Annotated in this window: 20 protein-coding genes; 6 read left to right on the forward strand and 14 right to left on the reverse strand. The window is 32.9% G+C overall.

Features of this window, described 5'->3' with window-relative positions; genetic code table 11:
* Positions 1 to 444 precede the first annotated feature (444 nt).
* The 5 genes from FNB79_RS00185 to FNB79_RS00200 form a co-directional block, all read right to left on the reverse strand.
* Positions 445 to 3,003 (reverse strand): adenosylcobalamin-dependent ribonucleoside-diphosphate reductase, encoded by a 2,559-nt coding sequence (locus FNB79_RS00185; protein WP_143379381.1) that lies wholly within the window; start codon positions 3,001 to 3,003, stop codon positions 445 to 447.
* A 192-nt stretch (positions 3,004 to 3,195) separates the two neighbouring features.
* Positions 3,196 to 4,161, reverse strand: a complete 966-nt coding sequence (locus FNB79_RS00190) for a DUF3078 domain-containing protein (RefSeq protein ID WP_143379382.1) — start codon at positions 4,159 to 4,161, stop codon at positions 3,196 to 3,198.
* Positions 4,162 to 4,197: 36 nt separating this feature from the next.
* Complete coding sequence (locus FNB79_RS00195) at positions 4,198 to 5,379, reverse strand: AIR synthase related protein (RefSeq protein WP_143379383.1); 1,182 nt, start codon at positions 5,377 to 5,379, stop codon at positions 4,198 to 4,200.
* A 169-nt stretch (positions 5,380 to 5,548) separates the two neighbouring features.
* Entirely contained in the window at positions 5,549 to 5,704 is a 156-nt protein-coding gene (locus FNB79_RS17105; protein WP_185967808.1) for a hypothetical protein, read from the reverse strand.
* A 292-nt stretch (positions 5,705 to 5,996) separates the two neighbouring features.
* Positions 5,997 to 8,183: a glutamine synthetase III family protein gene (locus tag FNB79_RS00200; RefSeq protein WP_143379384.1), complete on the reverse strand. Its 2,187-nt coding sequence runs from the start codon at positions 8,181 to 8,183 to the stop codon at positions 5,997 to 5,999.
* A 191-nt stretch (positions 8,184 to 8,374) separates the two neighbouring features.
* Here FNB79_RS00200 and FNB79_RS00205 point away from each other — a divergent pair, with 191 nt between their 5' ends.
* Entirely contained in the window at positions 8,375 to 9,397 is a 1,023-nt protein-coding gene (locus FNB79_RS00205) for a glutamine synthetase beta-grasp domain-containing protein (protein ID WP_143379385.1), read from the forward strand.
* 214 nt (positions 9,398 to 9,611) lie between these two features.
* Here FNB79_RS00205 and FNB79_RS00210 read toward each other — a convergent pair whose 3' ends face one another.
* The gene (locus FNB79_RS00210) at positions 9,612 to 10,556 is read right to left on the reverse strand and encodes a calcium/sodium antiporter (RefSeq protein ID WP_143379386.1); all 945 of its coding nucleotides are present in this window, start codon (positions 10,554 to 10,556) and stop codon (positions 9,612 to 9,614) included.
* A gap of 179 nt (positions 10,557 to 10,735) precedes the next feature.
* Here FNB79_RS00210 and FNB79_RS00215 point away from each other — a divergent pair, with 179 nt between their 5' ends.
* The 5 genes from FNB79_RS00215 to FNB79_RS00235 all read left to right on the forward strand — a co-directional run bounded on the left by FNB79_RS00215 (position 10,736) and on the right by FNB79_RS00235 (position 15,418).
* Positions 10,736 to 11,095 (forward strand): BlaI/MecI/CopY family transcriptional regulator, encoded by a 360-nt coding sequence (locus FNB79_RS00215; RefSeq protein ID WP_143379387.1) that lies wholly within the window; start codon positions 10,736 to 10,738, stop codon positions 11,093 to 11,095.
* Between the two features lie 2 nt (positions 11,096 to 11,097).
* Positions 11,098 to 12,723 (forward strand): M56 family metallopeptidase, encoded by a 1,626-nt coding sequence (locus FNB79_RS00220; RefSeq protein ID WP_143379388.1) that lies wholly within the window; start codon positions 11,098 to 11,100, stop codon positions 12,721 to 12,723.
* Positions 12,724 to 12,811: 88 nt separating this feature from the next.
* Positions 12,812 to 13,612 carry a TonB-dependent receptor plug domain-containing protein gene (locus FNB79_RS00225; protein ID WP_143379389.1) on the forward strand — a complete coding sequence of 267 codons (801 nt, stop codon included), beginning with the start codon at positions 12,812 to 12,814 and terminating at the stop codon, positions 13,610 to 13,612.
* Between the two features lie 10 nt (positions 13,613 to 13,622).
* Entirely contained in the window at positions 13,623 to 14,399 is a 777-nt protein-coding gene (locus FNB79_RS00230) for a TlpA family protein disulfide reductase (RefSeq protein WP_143379390.1), read from the forward strand.
* A 131-nt stretch (positions 14,400 to 14,530) separates the two neighbouring features.
* Entirely contained in the window at positions 14,531 to 15,418 is an 888-nt protein-coding gene (locus tag FNB79_RS00235) for a bestrophin family protein (RefSeq protein ID WP_143379391.1), read from the forward strand.
* A 59-nt stretch (positions 15,419 to 15,477) separates the two neighbouring features.
* Here the strand turns inward: FNB79_RS00235 and FNB79_RS00240 are convergent, their stop codons facing one another.
* The 8 genes from FNB79_RS00240 to FNB79_RS00275 form a co-directional block, all read right to left on the reverse strand.
* Positions 15,478 to 16,839 carry a BatD family protein gene (locus tag FNB79_RS00240; protein ID WP_143379392.1) on the reverse strand — a complete coding sequence of 454 codons (1,362 nt, stop codon included), beginning with the start codon at positions 16,837 to 16,839 and terminating at the stop codon, positions 15,478 to 15,480.
* Complete coding sequence (locus tag FNB79_RS00245) at positions 16,833 to 18,581, reverse strand: VWA domain-containing protein (RefSeq protein WP_143379393.1); 1,749 nt, start codon at positions 18,579 to 18,581, stop codon at positions 16,833 to 16,835. Before FNB79_RS00245 ends, FNB79_RS00240 begins: the two co-directional genes overlap by 7 nt.
* A 4-nt stretch (positions 18,582 to 18,585) precedes the next feature.
* Positions 18,586 to 19,578 (reverse strand): VWA domain-containing protein, encoded by a 993-nt coding sequence (locus FNB79_RS00250; RefSeq protein WP_143379394.1) that lies wholly within the window; start codon positions 19,576 to 19,578, stop codon positions 18,586 to 18,588.
* On the reverse strand, positions 19,568 to 20,080 hold the full coding sequence (locus FNB79_RS00255) for a DUF4381 domain-containing protein (protein ID WP_143379395.1): 513 nt from the start codon (positions 20,078 to 20,080) through the stop codon (positions 19,568 to 19,570). The genes FNB79_RS00250 and FNB79_RS00255 overlap by 11 nt, the downstream gene beginning before the upstream one ends.
* Before the next feature lie 3 nt (positions 20,081 to 20,083).
* On the reverse strand, positions 20,084 to 21,019 hold the full coding sequence (locus FNB79_RS00260; protein WP_143379396.1) for a DUF58 domain-containing protein: 936 nt from the start codon (positions 21,017 to 21,019) through the stop codon (positions 20,084 to 20,086).
* A 19-nt stretch (positions 21,020 to 21,038) separates the two neighbouring features.
* Complete coding sequence (locus tag FNB79_RS00265) at positions 21,039 to 22,013, reverse strand: AAA family ATPase (RefSeq protein WP_185967809.1); 975 nt, start codon at positions 22,011 to 22,013, stop codon at positions 21,039 to 21,041.
* Positions 22,014 to 22,207: 194 nt separating this feature from the next.
* A complete protein-coding gene (locus FNB79_RS00270) occupies positions 22,208 to 22,777 on the reverse strand; it encodes a sulfatase/phosphatase domain-containing protein (protein WP_185967859.1) in 570 nt (189 codons plus the stop codon).
* 15 nt (positions 22,778 to 22,792) lie between these two features.
* Positions 22,793 to 24,331, reverse strand: coding sequence for an arylsulfatase (locus FNB79_RS00275; protein WP_143379398.1), 1,539 nt, complete (start codon positions 24,329 to 24,331; stop codon positions 22,793 to 22,795).
* Between the last annotated feature and the right edge of the window lie 11 nt (positions 24,332 to 24,342).

Raw genomic sequence — 24,342 nt, forward strand, 5'->3', positions numbered from 1 at the left:
CAACTTAAATTTTGGGAGTAAATGTAGAGCTATAAAAAAATACCCCAAAGATCTTACAATTGACGTTAAATTATTAAATAGTAATTGACTATAACTAAACACAAACAAATCTGATATAAAAAAAAATAACATTGCAACAGCTAATTTCTTTTTTTTATATCCTTTAAATATTATAAATAGTAAACAAAATAATACTGTTCCTATAATGCGTAAAGATTTTACATAACCCATAGAAAAGTACTCGATAAAAATTATATTTATCAAAATCAAAATACTAGATAGTATAATTATACTAATTTTCTTTGAGGGCATATTTTCAATTAGAATAAGTAAAATAACAAAACTACTTTAATATTTAATTCTTTAATCTCTTAAGGGCAATAAATCATAAAAAAAAGCGAAGGTAAACCTTCGCTTTTTTTATGTGTTAGCATTAATATATTACTAACCACATTTAGAAGATCCGCAATCTTTACAAGTTAAGCAACCTTCTTGATATATTAAATTAGTAGAATTACAGTTGCTACAAGTTTGACCTTTTGCATGTGTACCATCTTCTACATAGCGTTTTAAAGCTCTAACTACACCGTTTTTCCAAGTATTTATAGATTCGCTATCTAATTGTAAACTATTAATTAAATCTACAATTTTATCTATTGGCATACCATGGCGTAGTGTACTAGATATTAATTTTGCATAATTCCAGAATTCTGGATTAAATTTATGCGAAAGCCCTTCAATTGTAGTTTTATAACCTCTTTTGTTATGATATTGAAAATCGTAACGTCTGGTTCCATCGTCATTTCTATTTTTAATAATTAACCCTTCGTTTACCCAACGTGGTATAATCATTCCGTCTTCATCATCTGTAAGTCCCGTAAAAACTTCGTAAGGTTTACCATCTATTTTTCCAATAAAAGCGATCCATTTTTCTTTATTATTTTGAAAACGTACTACGTCTGCTTCGAGTACTTGTGGACGTTTTGTTGGAAAAGTTGTTAATACATCGGTATTTGTTTCTTCTTCTTTTTTCTCGTCATTAGAAATTAAAACACCTGAACGTGAACCATCACGATACACCGTTACACCTTTACAACCAACTTCCCAAGCTTTCAAATACAACTGTCCAACAAGATCTTCTGAAACGTCACTTGGTAAATTAATTGTTACACTAATAGAATGATCTACCCATTTTTGTACAGCACCTTGCATAGACACTTTACTTAACCAGTCTACATCATTAGACGTTGCTTTATGGTAAGGTGATTTAGCAATTAATTCGTTTATTTCTTCTTGGGTATAATTTTTAGATAAATCAAACCCATTCACTTCCATCCATTCTTTAAATCGGTGATGAAATACAACATACTCTTCCCAAGAATCTCCAACTTCGTCTACAAAATCTACACGTACATTTTTATCGTTAGGGTTTACTTTACGTCTACGTTTGTAAACAGGCATAAACACGGGTTCTATCCCTGAACTTGTTTGTGTCATTAAACTTGTTGTTCCTGTAGGAGCAATTGTTAACAATGCGATATTACGACGGCCATATTCTAACATGTCGTAATACAATTTGCTATCTGCTTCTTTTAGACGTTGTATAAACGGATTGTTTTTTTCTAACTCTGCATTGTAAACACCAAAAGCACCTCTATCTTTTGCAGTATATACAGAAGCTCTATATGCTTCTATAGCTAATTTTTTATGAACTTTTACAGAGAATGCATTTCCTTCTTCACTTCCATATTGTATTCCTAAAGCAGCTAACATATCGCCTTCTGCTGTTATACCAATACCTGTTCGTCTTCCTTCTTCTGCTTTGTTTTTAATATTTTGCCAAAGATTACGTTCTGTAGCTTTTACAACATCTAATTCTGGATCTGATTCAATCTTAGCTAAAATACCATCAATTTTCTCTAATTCTAAATCAATAATATCGTCCATTATACGCTGTGCAACAGCAATATGTTTACTAAATTTCTCAAAATTAAAAGCAGCGTCTTTAGTAAAAGGTTGATCTACATAAGAATATAAATTAATAGCTAGCAAACGACAAGAATCGTAAGGGCAAAGTGGAATTTCTCCACACGGATTTGTAGAAACCGTTTTATAACCAAAATCGGCATAACAATCTGGTACAGATTCATTAATTATAGTATCCCAAAATAAAATTCCTGGTTCTGCAGACTTCCATGCGTTATGAACAATTTTTTTCCAAATACCATCTGCTTGTATGGTTCTAGTAAATTTAGGCTCTTTGCTGAAAATTGGATATTTTTGAGTGTATTCTCCGTTAAGCTTAACCGCTTTCATAAACTCATCATCTATACGCACAGATACATTTGCACCAGTAACCTTACCTTGCTCTAGTTTAGCATCTATAAAATCTTCAGAATCTGGATGGTTTACAGACACAGACAACATTAATGCCCCACGTCTTCCATCTTGAGCAACCTCTCTAGTAGAATTTGAGTAACGTTCCATAAAAGGCACAATTCCAGTAGATGTTAAGGCTGAGTTTTTTACTGGCGAACCTTTAGGACGAATATGAGACAAATCGTGACCTACACCACCACGACGTTTCATTAACTGCACTTGCTCTTGGTCTATTTTCATAATCCCTCCATAAGAATCAGATTCGCCACTATTACCAATTACAAAACAATTAGATAAAGAAGCTATTTGAAACGGATTACCTATTCCTGCCATAGGACTTCCCTGAGGAACGATATATTTAAAATCTTTAATTAAATCGAAAATTTCTTCTTCAGACAATGGATTGGGATAACGCACTTCTATTCTAGCAATTTCCTTTGCTATTCTACGATGCATATCGTTAGGCGTTAGTTCATAAATATTCCCATCGGAATCTTTAAGTGCATACTTATTTAACCAGACTCTTGCAGCGAGGTCGTCGCCATTAAAATATTTTAATGAAGCTTCAAATGCTTCGTCTTGAGTATAGGTTTTTAAAGGGATTGGTAAGGAATCTACATTCATTGTCTTGATAAATTAAGGTTGTTACTAGTATAATTTTCAGACCACAAATATAGGTAAGAATTTGCAATAATTTTATACACAAATTTCAAAAAGTTTTCAGTAAAAAACAACAAAACACTGATTTACAGTGTTTTAAAAATTTATCAACACCAAATAGTTAACAAATAATTATTATTTATTTTTCATCTAAATTTAAAAGTCTACAACAAAACCAATACCTAAAAGCTGTTTCCATTGCACTTTAGCACCGGCTTCTCCGTACTCATCTGCATCTTCATCTATTACTACCAATGTTTTAACATCGTTATCGTATTTTAACAAAGAACCAAAGGATGCATTTATAAAATTGTTTACTTTAAAATCTATTAAGAGCTCCCAATTTACATCAATATTACCAAAACTATTTATATAATCGGTATATAAATTAGTTGTACTTTTTAACAACACATTCTTTGCAACATTAACCTCGTAATAATTAGTAATTAAGATACCTAATTCCTGTCTTATCTTCTCTCCTGGCTTTATAATATTGCCATCGTCGTCGTATACTGCTGGATTTACCCCAAAAGATCCTGCATTTGCTAAATCTTCATCTAACACGTAAGTAGATTTAAAAGTTAAGGGAGATAAATAAACTGAAAGTTTTTTAATGTCTTTACCATATTCCATACCTCCACCAAAATATAAATATCCTGGCGCCATAAATCTTGAAATTGGATTAGATGTATCTGGATACGAATACCCGTTAGCAAATTGGGTTGAAAATGTTAAACGTGCAGTATAATACCACTTAGAAGTTTCGGAACGTTTATAACCGACAGACGAACTTAACTCCAATAAATCGTTGGTTTTTTTAAGCACTTCACTTTCTTGCTGGTTGATACCATAACTAGCGTTTAAAGCACTAGTCCAAACAAAATCTTCATACGAATATTCTAAAGTAGATTTTCCTGTTACTATTGCAGAAATAGAATTACTACCTCCAGAACTCCAATTTACAAATGCAACTTCGTTTAAATCTAACGTTCCTTTATTTGTATTTACCCATTTTGGTGTAGGTTTCTCGACAATACGTTTTTTTTGAATATATAATGAATCTGGTTGAGCAATTGAAAACTGAACAACGAAACAAAAAAGAAAGAAAATATTATATCTCATAGCAACAACACACACAACATAAATTACACGCTATATTTATTCATAAAAAAACTCTCCAAATTCACTTTTAATTGTTAACTGTTTTTTATCTGAAGGCTCTACTCTACCAATTATTTTTGCATCAACATTAAAAGATTTTGAAATTTCAATAATAGTTTCTGCTACTTTAGGTGCTACATAAAGCTCCATACGGTGACCGCAGTTAAACACTTGATACATTTCTTTCCATTCAGTCTTAGACTGTTCTTGGATGAGTTTAAATAACGGCGGAATTGGAAATAAATTATCTTTTATAATATGGAACTGATCGACGAAATGTAAAATTTTTGTTTGCGCACCTCCAGAACAATGCACCATACCATGAATATCTTCCTTACTATATTGAGATAATATCTTTTTTATTATTGGCGCATAAGTTCGTGTTGGAGACAGTACTAACTTACCTGCATCTAATGGCGCATGTTCTACTTTATCTGTAAGTTTCATCTGCCCAGAATACACTAAATCACTTGGTACTGCTGCATCAAAACTTTCTGGGAATTTTTCAGCTAAATAATTATGAAACACATCGTGCCTCGCAGAAGTTAGCCCATTACTTCCCATACCTCCATTATATTCTTTTTCATAAGTGGCTTGACCAAAAGATTCTAAACCTACAATAACATCACCTGCTTTAATATTACCATTATCAATAACATCATCACGCTTTATTCTTGCCGTTACAGTAGAATCTACTATAATCGTTCTTACTAAATCTCCTACATCTGCAGTTTCACCTCCTGTTGAATGTATAGTTACACCAAAAGACTTTAAATCGTCTATTAATTCTTCTGTACCATTAATAATTGCAGATAGGACTTCTCCAGGAATAAGATTTTTATTACGCCCAATAGTAGAGGATAACATAATATTATCTGTAGCTCCTACACATAATAAATCGTCTATATTCATAATAAGAGCATCTTGAGCAATCCCTTTCCAAACCGAAATATCTCCGGTTTCTTTCCAATACATATAAGCTAAAGCACTTTTTGTCCCTGCTCCATCTGCATGCATAATTAAACAATACTCTTCATCTTGAGATAAATAATCTGGAACTATTTTACAGAAAGCTTTAGGGAACAATCCTTTATCAATATTTTTGATAGCGTTATGAACATCTGATTTTGAAGCGGAAACCCCACGTTGCGCATATCGCTTACTAATTTCTTGACTCATATGTGTTTTTAAGTTGAAAAAAATGATTTACAAAAGTAAGCATTGTAAATTAGTTTTTGAGAAAATTTAAAGGAAAATAGAGGCCAAAAAAAATACCTTCAAACATTATTTGCAAATAAATGCTTGAAGATATAAGACTAAAGTTTCATTTTTTTTTAATTCGTTGATACTAATTTAAATTAGCTACAAGTGAATTTTTCATTTTGACTGGTTGCTCTTTAACAGGCTCGTTAGTTGCACTTTGTTCTTGTGAATTATCTTCAGCTTGAGAAAATACTAACGTAGCGATTAATAGCAACAGCATACTTACAAAGAGCTGTTTCATAATTAAATTGTATAGATTAATAGCGAGACAAATATATCAAAAAAGTCACAGCATGATAGTGTATTTTATTGCATTTTAAAGTGTTTTCGACAACTCACATTTTTGTTAGATAAAATGCCTTGAAGCGTGAATCATCTACGTACTAATTGAAGGTTTTTTCTTACAATATATTTAAATTTAATCTACTTACAACCCCACTTTATACTATAAATCTTTAAAATAAGAGTTATAACATATTGTAAGCGCATAAAAAAAGCCGCTAAAAGCGACTTTTTATAAAAATTAATAATCTTTATGTAGTAAATAACAACTCCCTGTATTTAGTTAAAGGCCAAAGTTCGTCATCTATTAAAAGCTCTAGTTTATCGCAATGATATCTTATTTCTGAAAACATTGGATTTACTTTATAAGCATACGCCAAAGCTTTCTTTAATATATCTGTCTCTAAATTTGCCGCTCTGCGTACTTCTGTCATTTTATCGACCTTAAAATTAATAGCTTCTATATGACTTGAAATATTCTCAATTAATTGTAACTGTTCTTTTGCTACTTTTTTAAAAGATGCACCATAAATATCTTTTAAACCTTTAACATTTTCTATTAATGTATTCTGGTATTTTACTGCTGTTGGCACAATGGTGCTTTTAGCAATATCACTTAAAACACGACCTTCTATTTGAATGCGATGTACATAATCTTCTAATTCTATTTCATATCTTGCTTCAGACTCAACTTTATTCATCACTCCTAAAGATTCAAACAAGTCTATAGTTTTTTTAGACACCTTAACTTTTAGCGCATCTGGCGTAGTTTTATTATTACTTAATCCTCTTTTTTTTGCTTCTTGTTCCCAAGCCTCACTATATCCATTTCCTTCAAAAAGTATATTTTTAGACATTTTAATATATTCACGTAATACATTAAAAATAGCATCATCCTTTTTCATATCCTTTTTATCTATCAGCACATCTACCTCTGCTTTAAAATTAATAAGTTGATTAGCAACTATTGAATTTAAAACCGTCATAGGGTTAGCACAGTTTGCTCTAGACCCAACTGCTCTGAATTCAAATTTATTTCCAGTAAAAGCAAACGGAGACGTTCGATTTCTATCTGTATTATCTAACATTATTTCCGGAATCTTACCAACAACATTAAGTTTAAGTTCTGTCTTTTCTTCTGGAGACAATTTACCACTAGTTACATTTTTAAGTTCAGTTAAGACCTTTGTTAGTTGGTCTCCAATAAACACAGAAATTATTGCTGGAGGTGCTTCATTAGCACCTAATCTATGATCGTTACTTGCAGAAGCGATAGCTGCTCTTAATAACTCTTCATTATCATGTACAGCTTTAATGGTATTAATAAAAAATGTAAGAAATTGCAAATTACTCATTGGGGTCTTACCAGGGCTCAACAAATTTACTCCAGTATCTGTACTTAAACTCCAATTATTATGCTTACCAGAACCATTTACACCTGCGAATGGCTTTTCATGAAACAACACTTTAAAATAATGTCGTTCTGCTGTCTTATGCATTAAATCTATTAATAGAGAATTATGATCTACAGCCAAATTTGCTTCCTCAAAAATAGGAGCTAATTCAAACTGGTTTGGTGCCACTTCATTATGTCTTGTTTTTACAGGAATACCTAATAACATACACTCATGTTCTAAATCTCGCATAAACGACATTGCTCGGCTGGGTATGGTTCCAAAATAATGATCGTCTAACTGCTGTCCTTTAGCAGAAGAATGCCCCAACAATGTACGCCCTGTAGCCACAATATCTGGGCGAGAAGCGACTAATGCTTTATCTATTAAAAAATACTCTTGTTCCCAACCTAAGGATGCATTTACTTTTTTTACATTCTTATCAAAATATTTACATACAGCTACAGCTGCACTATCAACTGCTTGTAAAGCTCTCAAAAGGGGGGTTTTATAATCTAAAGCCTCACCTGTATAAGACACGAATACCGTTGGAATACACAACGTTGTCCCGTATACAAATGCAGGAGAAGTAGGATCCCAGGCAGTGTAACCACGAGCTTCAAACATGTTTCGAATGCCTCCATTTGGAAAGCTAGATGCATCAGGCTCTTGCTGTACCAATTCGCCACCTTCAAATTTTTCTATTGAAGCTCCTTCACCAATAGTTTCAAAAAATGCATCATGCTTTTCTGCCGTAGCACCAGTCAAGGGTTGAAACCAATGCGTATAATGTGTAGCCCCTTTTGATATAGCCCATTCCTTCATACCTGTAGAAATATGGTCTGCTACCAACCGATCTATTTTGGTACCTTTTACAATGGCATCCATAACCTCATTATACGCCGATTTAGTTAAATACTGACGCATAGTTGATTCGTTAAAAACATGAGATCCAAAGATACTTGAACGCCGCTCTGTCTCTTCTACAGATACAGGAACTCTCTCCAAAGTTTGTTTTAAAGCATGAAACCTTAATATTGCCATTTTATTTAAAATTTATTACAAATATAAAAAATCCTATTACCTTATTACATAAAAAACAAATACCCCTAAAAAAGATGGGGTATAACTAATAATTTCACAAAAATTTTAGATACCCCCCGCTATTTTACCTTGTTCTCAAAAAATAATTTATATTTGTTAGTGACATTAATAACTATTACTTAATAAAAATTATGGCCAAGATTAAATTAGAGTACCTTTGGTTAGACGGGTACTTTCCAACTCAGAATTTGAGAAGTAAAACAAAAGTAGAGGAACATGAAGATTTTAAAGGCACTTTAGAAGAGATAGGAAACTGGTCTTTTGATGGGTCTTCAACAAGACAAGCTGAAGGTGGGTCTTCAGATTGTTTATTAGTCCCTGTAGCTATATACCCAGATCCAGACCGCATAAACGGTTACTTGGTTATGACTGAGGTTATGAATGCAGATGGTACGCCTCACGTTTCTAATGGTAGAGCTACTATTGATGACGACAATGATGATTTTTGGTTCGGTTTTGAGCAAGAATACTTTATAATGGATACTAAAACTCAACTTCCTTTAGGATTCCCTATCGGTGGATACCCTGCACCTCAAGGTATGTACTACTGCTCTGTTGGTGGTAAAAACACTCACGGTAGAGATTTAGTTGAAGAACATGCAGATTTATGTATTGAAGCTGGTTTAAACTTTGAAGGTATTAACCAAGAAGTTGCATGCGGACAATGGGAATTTCAATTATTCGCTAAAGGTGCTAAAAAAGCAGGAGACGAAATTTGGATTGCTAGATATTTATTAGACCGTTTAACTGAAAAGTATGGTTACTATATCGAGTATCACCCAAAACCTCTTGGTAAAGATATGGACTGGAATGGTTCTGGAATGCACGCTAATTTCTCAAACTCTACGTTAAGAACTTGTGGAGATAAAGAAGTTTATGCTGCAATTTGTGAAGCATTTAGACCTGTTGTAAAAGAACATATCGCTGTATACGGAGAATTTAACGACCAACGTTTAACTGGATTGCACGAAACTGCTGCAATTACAGATTTCTCATGGGGTGTATCTGATAGAGGAGCATCAATCCGTATTCCATTAATTGCTGTTGAAAAAGGATACAAAGGATGGTTAGAAGACAGACGTCCTGCTTCAAACGCAGATCCATATAAGATTGCAGCAAGAATTATTAAAACGGTAAAATCCGCTAATATTTAATTTTTAAGTTAATTTATATCACTAAAAAACCGTTTAGAACACTTTTCTAAATGGTTTTTTTTATGGGTAATTATTTTTCTAAACATCAATCTAACTCCATACTAATTTATATAATATAGATAGAAATTATAATAAATTAAATAATGCATAGAAAACACAGTAGTCTGAGAAACCACCTTAATACGTCATAGAATAGAATAACAATAAGCTGTAATTATTCGCTAAATGTTGTGACTAAAAACACTGCATAAGCCACAAAAATTATAGCACCTTTATAGCGTCCCAAAATAAATTGTTTAGGCAAAAACACCAGCGGAATTAAAATTGCCGAAAACCCTAACATCCAAAATATATCTGACGTTAACAATTGTGGGCTCATTACTTTTATAGGTTCTATTAGTGCTGTTAAACCTAATACACATGCAATATTAAAAATATTAGACCCTATTAGGTTTCCTAAAGAAATAGCCTTCTCTTTTTTAATTGCAGCAATTACAGAAGCTGCTAACTCTGGGACACTAGTTCCAATAGCAACCATAGTTACAGATATAACACGTTCACTTACACCTAAAGATGTCGCTAAATCTATCGCACCGGTTACCAACCACTCACTACCAAAATATAAAGCAGAACCTCCAATTAACAACCATATAATAATTTTAAAATACGACACTATTTCTAAAGCATCATCCACCTCATCTAAAGCTAAATTATCTCTAGACGAATTTCTAATTAGGACTACTAAAAATATTATGAGAGATAAAAATAATGCTGCACCTTCCCAAAAATCTAACACCATACCACTCTTTAAAAAGAAATAAAGCACTATAGACAAAAGCATCATTACTGGCCAATTGAGTTTGTAAAATCCATGATCTACAGCTAACGGAGATATAATTGCAGTTATACCTAAAACCAAACCTATGTTTGCAATGTTAGATCCTATTACATTACCAAGTGCTATATCTGGAGCACCATCAAGAGCCGCTTGTAAACTTACCAACAATTCAGGTGCAGAGGTTGCAAAAGAGACCACTGTCATCCCTATAACTAATTTTGAGATTTTTAATTTAAAGGATAATGCTACAGATGCACGTACTAAAAACTCACCACCTACTACCAATAACATCAATCCTAAAATTACCCAAACTACACTCATAAACTAAATATTTTATGCGAATATAACACAGAAATATTAATTAGATTACCCGTTACTTCAATTCAGTTAAAAATAAAATCAAACCCATCATAACTAAAAAACACGTTATAAAACTATGTATTTAGTTTTATAACTATAAAAATAGTTGTATATTTGTTTTAAATAGAAAAATAAAAACCATGCAAAAGCTAACAAATAAAGAAGAAGAAATTATGCACATTTTATGGAAGCTGAAAAAGGCTTTTGTAAAAGATGTTTTAGAAGAAATTACAGAAGACAAACCGCATTACAATACCTTATCTACCATTATTAGAAATCTAGAAGAAAAAGGCTATGTAGATTATACCGCATATGGAAAAACACACCAATATTTCCCTGTAATCACTAAAGAAGCCTACAGGAAACGTTTTATGAACTCTGCCATAGAACATTATTTTAATAACTCTTATAAAAATGTAGTCTCATTTTTTGCCAAGGAAGAAAAAATAAGTGTTGATGATTTAAAAGAAATTATTGACGTAATAGAACAAAACAAATAAGTATGGAATATTTTATAAAAGCTTCGGCAATATTAGGTATCTTTTATAGTTGTTACATAATCTTTCTACAAAGAGAAACGTTTTTTACTGCCAATAGATGGTTTTTACTTTCAGGTATAATTAGTTCTGGATTATTACCAATTATCGTTATTCCTGTATATGTAGATCAAACTCAGATACAGATTAATCTAGAGAACTTTGTAATGGTAGAGCAAACAGAAGCTATTACTTCATTTAATTGGGTAGGATTAATATCCTTTTTGTATAGCTTAGGAATACTCTTTTTTCTAAGTCGTTTTTGCATTGAACTTATATCTTTAAAACTCTTTTTAAGATCAGAACACACTACACGAAAACGTGAATTTAAAATTAGTGAAACAAAAAAACAAATCTCTCCATTTTCATTTTTTAATCATATAGTTTATAATCCACGTCAGTTTAACGATACAGAATTAACTCATATATTAAAACATGAAAAGATACACGCATCTCAATATCATTCCATAGATATACTCATTTCTAAACTTGCTACAATACTTTTTTGGTGTAATCCTATAGTCTGGTTATATAAAAAAGCACTTATTCAGAACTTAGAATTTATTGCAGACTCTAAATGTATCGAACAGCAATCCTCTTCTAAAACCTATCAAAAAGTATTATTAAAAACACTTGCGCCATCACACCAAATGGCATTGACTACTAATTTTTATAATTCACTGATAAAAAAACGCATTCTAATGCTAAACACATCAAAATCCAAATCTGTACACGCTTTAAAATACACCCTAATTGCGCCAATTCTCTTAGCTTTTATTATGAATTTCAATACTGAAACAGTATATGCTCAAGATAATAATACAGAAACAAATTCAGTTATAGTTGAATCTGAAATTAAAACCATAATTACTAAAGATAATACTGATGCAGACTTAGAAAATTTAAAACAGATGTATTTAAAAGCACATGTAAAATTAGAGATTTTAGATGTTAAACGAAATGCATCAGACGAAATTATTGCCATTACTATTAAAGCCAAATCAGAATTAGAAGAAATTAACTATAAAACAGATGCTAATACACCTATTTCTCCCATACAAATTTTATATAAAACAGAAGAAAAAGCACTGAGTATGCATGTCGTTAAAGACCGTCCAGAAGTACTATTTACAGCCTCCAAAAATGCTTCTAAAGTTTCAACAAATAATAAAAATTCATTTATAATCCCCACCAGTGATGGCTCTAGTATAGTTATTAGATCTAATGAAAATAAAAATAATACAGAGGATAAAGATGTGATGTTTATTAGCGATGATGCAAAAACAACCCAACAGACCACCGAAGTTTCCAAATGGGATATTAAAGTTACTGAAGTAGAATCTACTGAAACTTTAGAAGAAGCGGATAAAGAAAGCAATAATGATGTCCCAGAAAATGGTACTATGCATTATAGAAGTAACGAAAATGAAACTCCATTATTCTTGTTAAACGGAAAAAAAATTACTCAAGAAGAGATGAATAAATTAGATCCAGACACAATTGAACAAATTAATGTTTTAAAAGATGTAAAAGCAACTACTAAATATGGAGAAGAAGGGAAACATGGTGTAATAGAAATTATATTAAAATAACAATTAAACACAATATACTATTTTATAGAATAGCACACTTATCAATTAAAATCATCAATTATAATCATCAATCAAAAAACGAATCGTTATGTCAATTCAATCAAAATTTACACAAATCACAAAGTTTACAATTATTGCACCATTACTAAGCATTGCTTTAATGAGTTTTACTCCAAAAAAAATGTATAACTCTCAAGAGTGTAACAACGCTATGTTAACACAGTCTGAAAGCGAAGTTACAGCAATTGTCACTAAAGCAGCAACAAACGAACAATTAGAGCGATTAGTTAGCATGTTTGCTAGTCAAAATGTAACACTAAAATTTAAACATGTAAAACGAGATGCATCTCAAAATATTATTGCAATTTCAGTTTCTGCACAATATGAAGGTAAGGACCTAAAGTATAAAACAGACGCCAATAAACCTATTTCTCCCATCAAGATCGCTTTAAACTTAAGTACTAATCAAATCCAATTAGAAAAATTTGAAGGCAACAAGCACTTGTATATAGTAAAAACCAATAATACCTCAGAATCTAAAACAACTACAATTATAGTAAAATCTGAAAATAGCAATTCAGAAAGTATCGTAGAGTTTGACCAAGACAATAAATTAATTTCATTAACAACAGATGGTGAGACTAAAGAATTAGATAAAAAAGGAGATGTGATTGCTTGGACTACAGAAACAGAATATACAGCAGCATCTCAAAACACTCCCAAAAATAAACCACTAGTTTTCGTAGATGGAGAAAAAAAATCTCAAGCAGAATTAGAGAACATAGATCCAAATTCTATTGAAAAGATGAATGTATTAAAAGGAGAAAAAGCTATCGCAAAATACGGAGAAAGTGCTAAAGATGGTGCCATAGAGATCACTCTTAAATAATCTTGAACCCATGAAAACTATATTTTTAAGCCTAGTATTATTTTGCAATCTACTGGCCTCTGCTCAAAACATACAAACACCAGAATATGTTATCATTGCAAATAACCAAATTATTACTCAAGCCCAACTTGGTGAATACGCTAAAAATGGTGATATAAAATCCATGAACAAAGGCGTTACGGAAGATTATAGAAACGAACTCGCTGCGAAATTTGGAGATAAAATTGGAGACAGAGAATTTATAATTCAGATTGATTTGTTCACTGAAGCTGAAAAAAAAGAGCATGCACAGCAACAAAACACATCTACAAAACTGTCTGAAATAGATCTAAATGAAGGTCTGAAGTTAAACGTTAACGACACAGCTGCAGATTTTACTGTAAATATGGTAAATAACGAGACAATCACACTTTCAGATTTAAAAGGAAAGGTTGTACTTTTAAATTTTTGGGCGACATGGTGTGCGCCATGTTTACTAGAATTTCATGAAATACCTGATAAAATTTTAAAGAAATTTAAAGATGAAGACTTTGTCTTTCTTCCAATTTCTCGAGGAGAAACTCAAGAAAAAGTTTTAAGTAAAATGACACAGTTACAAGAAAAAGGAATTGAATTTAATACAGGATTAGACCCAAACAAAAATATCTGGGACCAATATGCAACTAAGTATATTCCTAAAAATTTCGTAATAGACAAAAATGGTATCATCCGCTTTATTTCTACAGGTAACACAGAAGGCAGTGTAGATTTACTGGCAGCAGAAATAGAAAACTTACTTCAACAATAATATGTGTTTAATTCAACATAAAAACAATCCGCTGATAACAATTAAGCGGATTGTTTTTTTTTAAATAGATACCACATAAACGATCTTAAAAACTATATTTATAATTTAAGATATCCTATTATATTTGAAACATGAGAATATACAATCCCAAAGAATGGTTTAAAGCCGTATTTTTTATACACAGATCCGACACGCTTAGAAAATTATATCCCTATTTATTATTTATTGCTGCATTTTCTGGAGGAATTGCCTATTTAGAACTCGAATATTTAAATCTATCAACAAAAAGTTGGGTTAAAAATATTACTATCGTACATAACTTATTAGGTTTTGCCTTGTCTTTATTATTAGTTTTTAGGACAAACACAGCTTACGACAGGTGGTGGGAAGCTAGAAAACAATGGGGCGCCCTAACCAATGTCAGCCGAAATTTAGCTCTAAAACTAAATGCGCTTCTTGATGAAGATGATGTTGCCATTCGTCATTTTTACAGAAAAGCTATTCCTATGTATTCACAAAGCTTATATGCCTTTTTACGATCAGATTATACCACATTTATGCTAGATGAAAATGAGCACCCTGAACTTGGTGATGCTTTTAGTAAAAAGAAACATGGGCCCAACCAAGTCGCTTCCTTAATTTTTAAGAAAACAAATGAGCTATATAAACAAAATAAAATTTCTGGAGAGCAATTACTAATGGTTAATCATGAGCTTGAAGGGTTAACTAATATTTGTGGGGCTTGCGAACGTATTAAAAACACTCCCATTCCACACTCTTATAGTACGTTTATTAAAAAATTTATTGCATTATATGTTGCAACATTGCCTATTGGGTATGTATTCTCTTTAGGATATTTTGTTATTCTAGCAGTACCGTTTATACTCTATGTATTGGCATCTTTAGAATTAATTGCCGAAGCTATTGAAGATCCATTTGGCACAGATTACGACGACTTACCTATTGAAAAAATGGCCGAAAACATGAAAAAACATACTCACGAAGTCTTACATCCTTAAAATAATTATTCTATAATAAAAAAAGTAACCTTAAGGTTACTTTTTTTATACGTTAAAGTCTAATATTTCTCTTGAGATGACGTTGGATTTAACCATCCATTTGAAACTTTTACAGTTTTAACAACGCTCTTTTTTTCATGGTTTAAATAACGCTTTCTTGCTGCTTTAAATTCTGTTTTAAATGTAGTACTATTAAATGCAGATGCATTCCCTCCTACCATTTGCAATTCTAGCAAATTATATTCTTTCTGCAAGGTTTCATTACCATAGGTAGCAATAAACGCTTGCATACTTGGTATATGCGCATCTAACTTGAGTAACCATATTTTAAGTAAATTTAAAACCTTATAAGAATTTTGTCCATTTACAGCTGTCATCGCCTTTTTAAAAGCATATGTCTCAGAAGCATGATAATTACTATATTGGGTTTTTAATTTTCTGTAAATCCAAGGTAAATATCTATAAAGTACATACAAAAATAAAACACCTAATACTAAGTATTTGATAAACGTCTTAACAGGTAATCCTAAAATTAAAAATGGCTGTTCTGCTTCGGCTTCTACTTGAGTTTCGGCCTCTAACTGTTTTTTAATACCAGCCAACATACTTAAGTCTGGATTAGGTGCAACCTCTATAGTTAAAGAGTCTATATACTTATTATAGAACTTGCCAGTGCTGTTATTCCAATAGACAAATTCTATTCTAGGTAACGTTACTGTACCTTCTTTCTCGAACAAATAATTAGCTCCATCTTCACGACTCGCCGAAACATAAGTCTTGGTTTTATGAGTATCTACCGAAGGGCGTTTAGGATAAATACTAACACCCGTAATGCTATCCCAACTTACAGCAGGAATAAACTCTCCCAACGTACCAGATGCCGTTCTAGAAATAGTACGTTGTAACACATCTCCCACTTTAACATGTTTTGCATCTCCATTCCACTTCTCATTTACTTGTAGCGAACTAGACACTAACCAATTATCTGGACTATATCCTAAAGGCACGCTTTTTACAGTAATAGGTTTTGGTTTTGTGTGAATAACATGAGCAATCCCTTTATACCCTCCACTAGCTGGAGATTCCACATGAATTTCAATCTCGGGAATGGTAATAGTGCCTTCTTGGGTAGGAAAAACATTATAAATAAAATCGACTCCTGAATACTGTTTCCCACTAAAGGTTCTTGTATTTGATACTGATCTAAAATAGACCGTTAAAGCACCCTCAACCTGAATATTACCCAAATCGACTCCAGTAGTAAACCAAGTACTTGTATATACAGACACCGTCATTTGTATTGGCTGCCCAATATACGCCTCATTATGATTAACACTAACATAACTAATGAGATGTTGCGCATATCCAAACGAATATCCGAACAAAAACAAAACGAATGCTATTTTAAATTTTGCTACCATGTTGTTTGTGTATCTTCTGTCTCTACTTGTTGCTTTTTAATTTGATATTTAAATTTCCGAGTTAAAAATAAAGCCGGATCATCGTCTACTTTGCGCATTAATATATTTTTAGGAATATCGCCTTTACCCGATTTAAAATCGTCTGGCAACTCATCTAATTCCTTTCCTTTACGTTTTCCTGTAGCTACCTCTTCCTCCATTCGTTCTTTCTCCATTTGCTTCTTAGTGGCTTTTTGTCCACCTCCACTAAGGTCCTCCATAGAATCGTTTTTCTTATTCTTAGCATTTGGTTTTCCGTCTTCAACCTTACTTTCTTCTGCAGACATGCCAGATTTTTTTGCCATAGCCTCTTCTACACTAGTTAAATTTTGTTGTGCTTGCGCCATTTCAGGGTTGTGCTTTACAACTTGTTCAAATACAGCTTTTGCTTGTTCTAAATCTCCTAATTTCACATAGGTTAATCCTAAATTATATTGACCACTAGCAGTACTATCTTTAAGAAAAGCCTCCTTAGCCTTAGTATAATTACCACCTTTATAATAGGACACTCCTTTACGCATTGGGTCTTTAAAATCTTCTGCTGCGTTTAAATAATCTTTAGCATCGTACTCTTGTTGTGCCTGATAGGCTTTGGTATACCATAAATCTTTAAACTGAAATGCTGACTCTTTTGTTTTCTTACTAGTATTGTCTGAAGTACAAGAAGACAAAGTTAATACCAGAAAAATACTAAGTAAGCTCCACCCCTTTCTAAAACACAATAAAAATAAGATACATACAGGAATTACAAGCCAATAGCCTCTATCTTCCCAATCTTCGTCTTCTGTTTTTGGTTTTTCTTCAAAAATTAAATGCTCACTAATATCTTTTGCTAATAAAGTTACATCACTTTTATCTAAAGTCATATCTAAAACCTTTATCCCTTCAATACCTTGTAATGCACTTACTTTGTCTGCATTAAGTATAGAGTTCACAATTTTACCACCATCCTTTAGAGCAACTTTATGATTATAAAAAGATGGCACTGTTCCGCCTGAAGGCGTAGCCATAGGATATATATTTAAAGCTACATTATGTTCTTGAACAAAAGCACTCATAGCAGGCGGATCTACATCGGCTAAATCATCTGTAAATAACAACACTTTTCCAGGCGCTTTGTTACCCTCAAATAAGGTATCTAATTTTTGAAGTAACATTCTGAATCCAGTACCGCGTTGTGGCATCATATGCGGGTGTAGTCCATCTAAATTATCTGAAATAATTTTATAGTCTGTTGTAAAAGGTATAACAGTATGGGTAGAAGCTGCAAAAACAATTAAGGCTGTCTCCGCTCTAGGATTAGCTTCTAAAAAATCGTGTATTTTAAATTTAGCGCGTTCCAAACGGTTAGGAGACACATCGGTGGTAAGCATACTTTGCGATAAATCTAGAGCAATCACTAATTTAGAAGCCACCTTTTTTGTAGGTGCTTTTTTCTCACTCCAAGTTGGACCTAAAAATCCAACAAATGCTATAGCAAAAACAAAGAATACAAAACCATAAATAAGTCTAGATTTCCAGGTTGTCCCTTTTTGTATCACATAGGGTTGTAAATGTTTTGCTATATGTTTTTTCCAAGCATTACTATCGCCATAACATAGGATACATAAGAGAATAACTATGGCAACAGGAAACCCATACCAAAGATATTCGGCTCGTAAAAAATGGAATTTATCCCAATCTATGTCCTTCCAAATCTCCATATATTTAGGTCGATTTAAATCGTTTTATAATAAGAATAATAAAGTTTATTGCTATTGCAAGAGCACTTAAAGCCAATGCCAATCCTAATGGAATGTAATACAATAAGGTTTTTGGCGTATAACTTTCTTCTTCATATTCTATAGGTTCGAGCGTATCTAATTCTTTATAAATATTTTGAAGTGCTTCAGTATCTTTTGCTCTAAAATACTTACCATCAGTCATTTCAGCAATATCCTGTAATGTCCGTTCATCTAAATCGGAATCTCTAGACGTTGGGTCTCCAATACCTATCGTATAAATTACAGTAGAATCTTTTTTTGCCAAATTCGCAGCATCTAGAGGTAAAATTTCCATACCAGAATCTACACCATCGGTTAAGATTAACATGACTTTGTTAGGTATAGTATCGCGCTGAAACATATCCATTCCTTTAACAATGGCTTTACCAATATTAGTCATTTGTCCAGCCATCCCTACATCTGCTTCATCTAACATGACACTCACTGTATTTAAGTCTGAAGTAAATGGAGCTTGTACGTAAGCATTAGTTGCAAAGAACAATAAGCCCAAACGGTCACTTTTACGTTCTTTTACAAAATCTTTCATAATGTCTTTAACAGCTGCCCAACGTGTAGTTTGTTTACCATCTATAGCCCAATCGGTATTGGCCATACTAAATGAAATATCTGCAGCTATTAAAAAATTACGAGACGTTTTTATTTTCTTTTCAGGTTTCCCAACTAATTCGGGAGAAGCTAACGCAAGCAATAGTAAACACCAAATGGAATACATGACCAACCAAGCTAAGACACTTCTTTTTTTTACATAAGAGGCTTTTTTAGGTTTTTGATCGGCTACAACCGTGGCTCTATTAAAGTACGGAAATCGCAAGGCACTACTTCGGTTTTTAATTGCCGGCAACAACCAATAGACCAATACAGGTAAAGGCAGTAACATGATAACCAAGGGATATGCAAAGTGAAAATTATCTGGCATGCTGTTTTATCCAATTAATACTTTTATTACTAAATACTTCTTTATTAAAAGCTGTGGGTTCTTCAACTTCATGTTTATACACCGCGTCTAGAATAAGCGTTTCGTCTGCTTCAAAATTAGCGCCTTTTACTTTTTTATCTAAAAACTGCAACCAATCACGGCCATATAAACCAGCAACTTCCGACCGTCCAAAAGTATGCAAGGCGGTTTCTTTTAATTGAAACATAACTGCATTTATATATGCAGCTACGCCCAAATCAGATTGTTTTTTTAATTCATCTATGTGCGCTATCGCATCGCGTAAATACTGCTTCTTTTTGTAATTTTTATACACTCTGTAACCGATATAAAACAAAACTAAAACCAGTAAAACAAATACAATTTTCCACCCAAGTGTATCAAAACTAAAAGGCACGGGTGTTGGCTCTATGATTTCCCCCATACTCACATCTAGAGAAGAATCCTGAACCAAAACTAAACTATGTGTTACAAATGCGTACATGGTCTATTTAGGTTTATATTGTGTAAACACATGAATTAATTGTTCTTCAATTGGGTCTACTGTATTCACCTTAAACAAGGTCATATTATATTTTTCTATTTCTTTTTTAAAACCATCATAATTAGTTTTAAAATCGGCTTTTAAATTCTCTGATATCCGCTTAGATTTTTTTGCAATACTTATTTGTTTCACATTATTTGTTAAAGTGATTTTTTGCTTTGGTAAAGTTTCTTCCATCGGGTCGAAGACCTTAACCAATACAACATCATTATGTTGAGACAATAAACTTAAATATTGAATAGTCTCTGGATTATAACGGTAAAAGTCACTGATAATAATAACTAAATAATCGTGTGTGATGATATTTTGGAGTTTACCAATCATACCTTTTAAGACTTCAGAAAAATCGAAAGATTTCTGATTATAAATATTGGCATTAGCATTTACTATATGCTGAAAAAACTGTAACATGTTACGCTGGTCACGTTTAGGTGTGCATAAATCATAACCTTCGCCTTTAAAGACTAAACCACCTACACGATCGCCACCTTTCATGATTTTATAAGCCGAAATGGCTGCAATTTCTCCTGCAATTACTGCTTTGGTTTTATTTACTGAACCAAAACCCATTGTTGGCGATTGGTCAACAAAAATAAAGGCAGGTTTTTCCTTTTCTTCCGTAAATACCTTGGTATGAGTAACTCTGGTTTTTGCGGTTACTTTCCAGTCTATATTCCTAATATCATCACCTATAACATATGGTCTTGCTTCTTCAAAATCTAAACCTCTACCGCGTAAGCGTGAAGCATACCTACCAGAAAGCACACTATTAGATTTTTGAGCACCTACTTTAAAGTTAAGCACAGTATTAAGCCACTCAAACTTTAATAAATGCTCAAGCGTTAAAAAAACAGAGTCTGTATTCGATTTTGAAGCCATGTACCTAAGTTTTAAATTGTTACGCAACTACAGCTACAACTTCCAAAATCTTATCTATCACCTGATTTGTTGTAACACCTTCTGCACGGGCTTTGTAGCTTAATGCAATACGATGTCTTAATACATCTTTAATAACTGCTTGTATATTATCTGGAGACACAAAATCTTTACCATTCATCCATGCATTCACACGGCTACAACGGTCTAAAGCGATAGTCCCACGCGGACTCGCTCCAAAGTCAATCCATTCTGCTAATCCTTTATCAAATCGTTCTGGATAACGCGTAGCAGAAATTAAACTCACCATATATTTCTCGAGTTCTTCGGTTACTTTTATGGTATTAATCTCGTTACGTGCATCAAAAATATGCTGAGGAGAGATGGTTTCTGGTACAACAGCATTTGCTTTAGAAGCTGCAGATTGTTCTTGTTTATTTAAACGAAGAATACCTAATTCTGAAGCATCATCTGGATAATCAATAACCACATGCATAATAAAACGGTCCATTTGTGCTTCAGGTAACGGATACGTTCCTTCTTGCTCAATAGGGTTTTGTGTTGCCATTACCATAAACAATGGGTCCATGGCATAAGTATTACCCGCAACCGTAACCTGACGTTCTTCCATAGCTTCCAAAAGTGCCGATTGCACTTTAGCTGGAGCACGGTTAATTTCATCGGCTAAAATGAGATTACTAAAGATAGGCCCTTTTTGGAAAATAAACTTTTCTTCAGAATCTGGTTGATAAATCTCGGTCCCTGTTATATCTGTTGGTAATAAGTCTGCTGTGAATTGAATACGACTTAAATCGCAATCTAAGTGTTTAGACAAAGTCTTTATGGCTCTGGTCTTAGCCAAACCTGGCAAGCCTTCTAAAAGCATATTACCATTGGCCAATAACACCAAAATTAAACGATCTATAAGGTCTTGTTGCCCAATAATGTCTTTAGACATTTCCTGTTTTAAGGCAGTAACGGCTTGATATGCAGTCATAAAAAAGTGGTTTAAAATCTATTGATGTTTAAAGATAATTAATATTTATAATTTTGAAAATGAAACTCGTAATAAGTTTTTCTTTAAATCTAAAGATAAAATGGTATATCCTATTTGAGTTATAAATTTAAAAACAGCTAATAATAAAGTGTTCCTTTTACAACACTCAATTCTTTCTTTACACTAATTTTCTTTTATTTTTTAGGAGTATATGGTTCTGGTGTTCCTAAAATTATAGGAGGTTCGTCTTTAAGTGTAGCTTGAAACTTTAACACTTGTTTTGTTACTGCTGGTAAAATCCATGTTAAGTTTTGTGCCCCTGTAGTACCATTACCACCTGATATACCGTAGAGTTCTTTTTGATCTCTTAACAAATCATGTATACGTGGAAAATTATGTTTTACAGGTTTATCAAACATACTTTCATGTTTATAATAATGACTTTTAAAATTTCGCCATTTATAAGCGAACATATTATCGCCATTATATACCGGAAATCCTTCTCTAGCTGATGTTGTGGTTTCTCCTAAAAACAACGGCATCTGGTTTACTCCATCTATTTTTCTATCTGTTGGCACTTTATAGCCGGCTACATCTGCTAAAGTTGGCATGACGTCTGTAATATGAACAATTTCATTAGTTACAGAGCCTGCAGGTATGTGATTAGGCCAACGTATTAAAAAAGGAGTACGTAAAGACCCCTCTAAAGTGGTAAAATAAAAGCCTCCATTATACCATGGAGGCTTTTTAAATGTTTTATTTATTAAATAAAAAAAGTCCTATTTTTTTCCTGCTTCAGTTAAAGCATCCATGGTATCACCAAGATTAAAACTTGCAGCTTTCATACGTGGAGGGTATTGCTCAAACGTAGAAATAAATTTAGCCACATATTCAGATGCTGGTAATAATAAAAACACATGATCAAGATACCAATCCCAATACGTATTAGATGTCGTAGTAGCAAATTCGTAAGGGTCTCTTCTTAAATTATAAATCCAAGGAATTCTTGTAGTTACCATAGGCTTAGACCAAGTATCTAAAGTTCCTGGAGAGTCTTGATGCATAAAAGTTACTTTCCAATCGTGATAACGTAATGCCATTAATTCACCATCATCAGAGAAGTAAAACAATTCTTCACGCGGACCATTTTCAACTTTACCTGTTAAGTATGGTAAAAAGTTATAACCATCTAAATGTACTTTAAAGGTTTTACCATTTGCTTTGTATCCTGTTAATAATTTCTCTTTAATATTTGAATCTCCAGCAGCAGCTAAATACGTTGGCATCCAATCTAAACCAGACATGATTTCATTAGACACAGAACCTGCTTTAATTTTACCAGGCCAACGTACCATAGCAGGGGTTCTCCAACCACCTTCCCAATTGGTGTTTTTCTCACCTCTAAACGGATTAATTCCTGCATCTGGCCAAGTGTTTTTATGAGGTCCATTATCTGTCCCGTAGTGAACAATTGTATTATCTGCTATACCTAACTCGTCTATAACTTTCAAGAATTTACCAATATGCATATCATGTTCTACCATTCCATCGCCATACTCATTTTGTCCAGAAATCCCCTTTAACTCTGGTTTTACATGCGTTCTAAAGTGCATACGTGTCCCATTCCACCATACAAAAAATGGCTTTCCAGAAGCGACAGATTTTTTTATAAAGGCTATAGCTGCATCAGACGATTCATCGTCGATAGTTTCCATTCGCTTTTTAGTTAAAGGTCCTGTATCTTCAATTTTCCCGTCGGCAGTAGAATGAATAACCCCACGTGGACCATATTTCTTTCTGAAATTTGGGAATTTTTTAGGATCTGGATAATCTCTTAACTCCGGTTCTTCTTCAGCATTTAAATGATATAAGTTCCCATAAAACTCATCAAAACCATGGTTTGTAGGAAGCATTTCGTCACGATCGCCTAAGTGATTTTTACCAAATTGTCCTGTTACATATCCCATAGGTTTTAATAATTCGGCTATGGTAGGATCTTTTTCTGAAATCCCTTGAGCCGCACCAGGCATACCTACTTTACTTAATCCTGTACGCAAAACACTTTGCCCCAAGATAAAAGTTGACCGGCCTGCAGTACAACTTTGTTCTGAATAATAATCTGTAAAAATCATGCCTTCGTCGGCAATACGATCGATGTTTGGTGTTCGATATCCAACTAAGCCCATGGTATAGGCACTAATGTTAGATTGTCCTATATCATCGCCCCATAGAACAAGGATATTGGGTTTTTTCTGTGCGAAAGCTGAAGTGACTAAGCCAGCAGCAAGCAACAGTGTGATAAGCTTACTTTTTTTCATAAAGGTCTTGG

The organism is Formosa sediminum, assembly GCF_007197735.1.
GTDB lineage: Bacteria > Bacteroidota > Bacteroidia > Flavobacteriales > Flavobacteriaceae > Formosa > Formosa sediminum.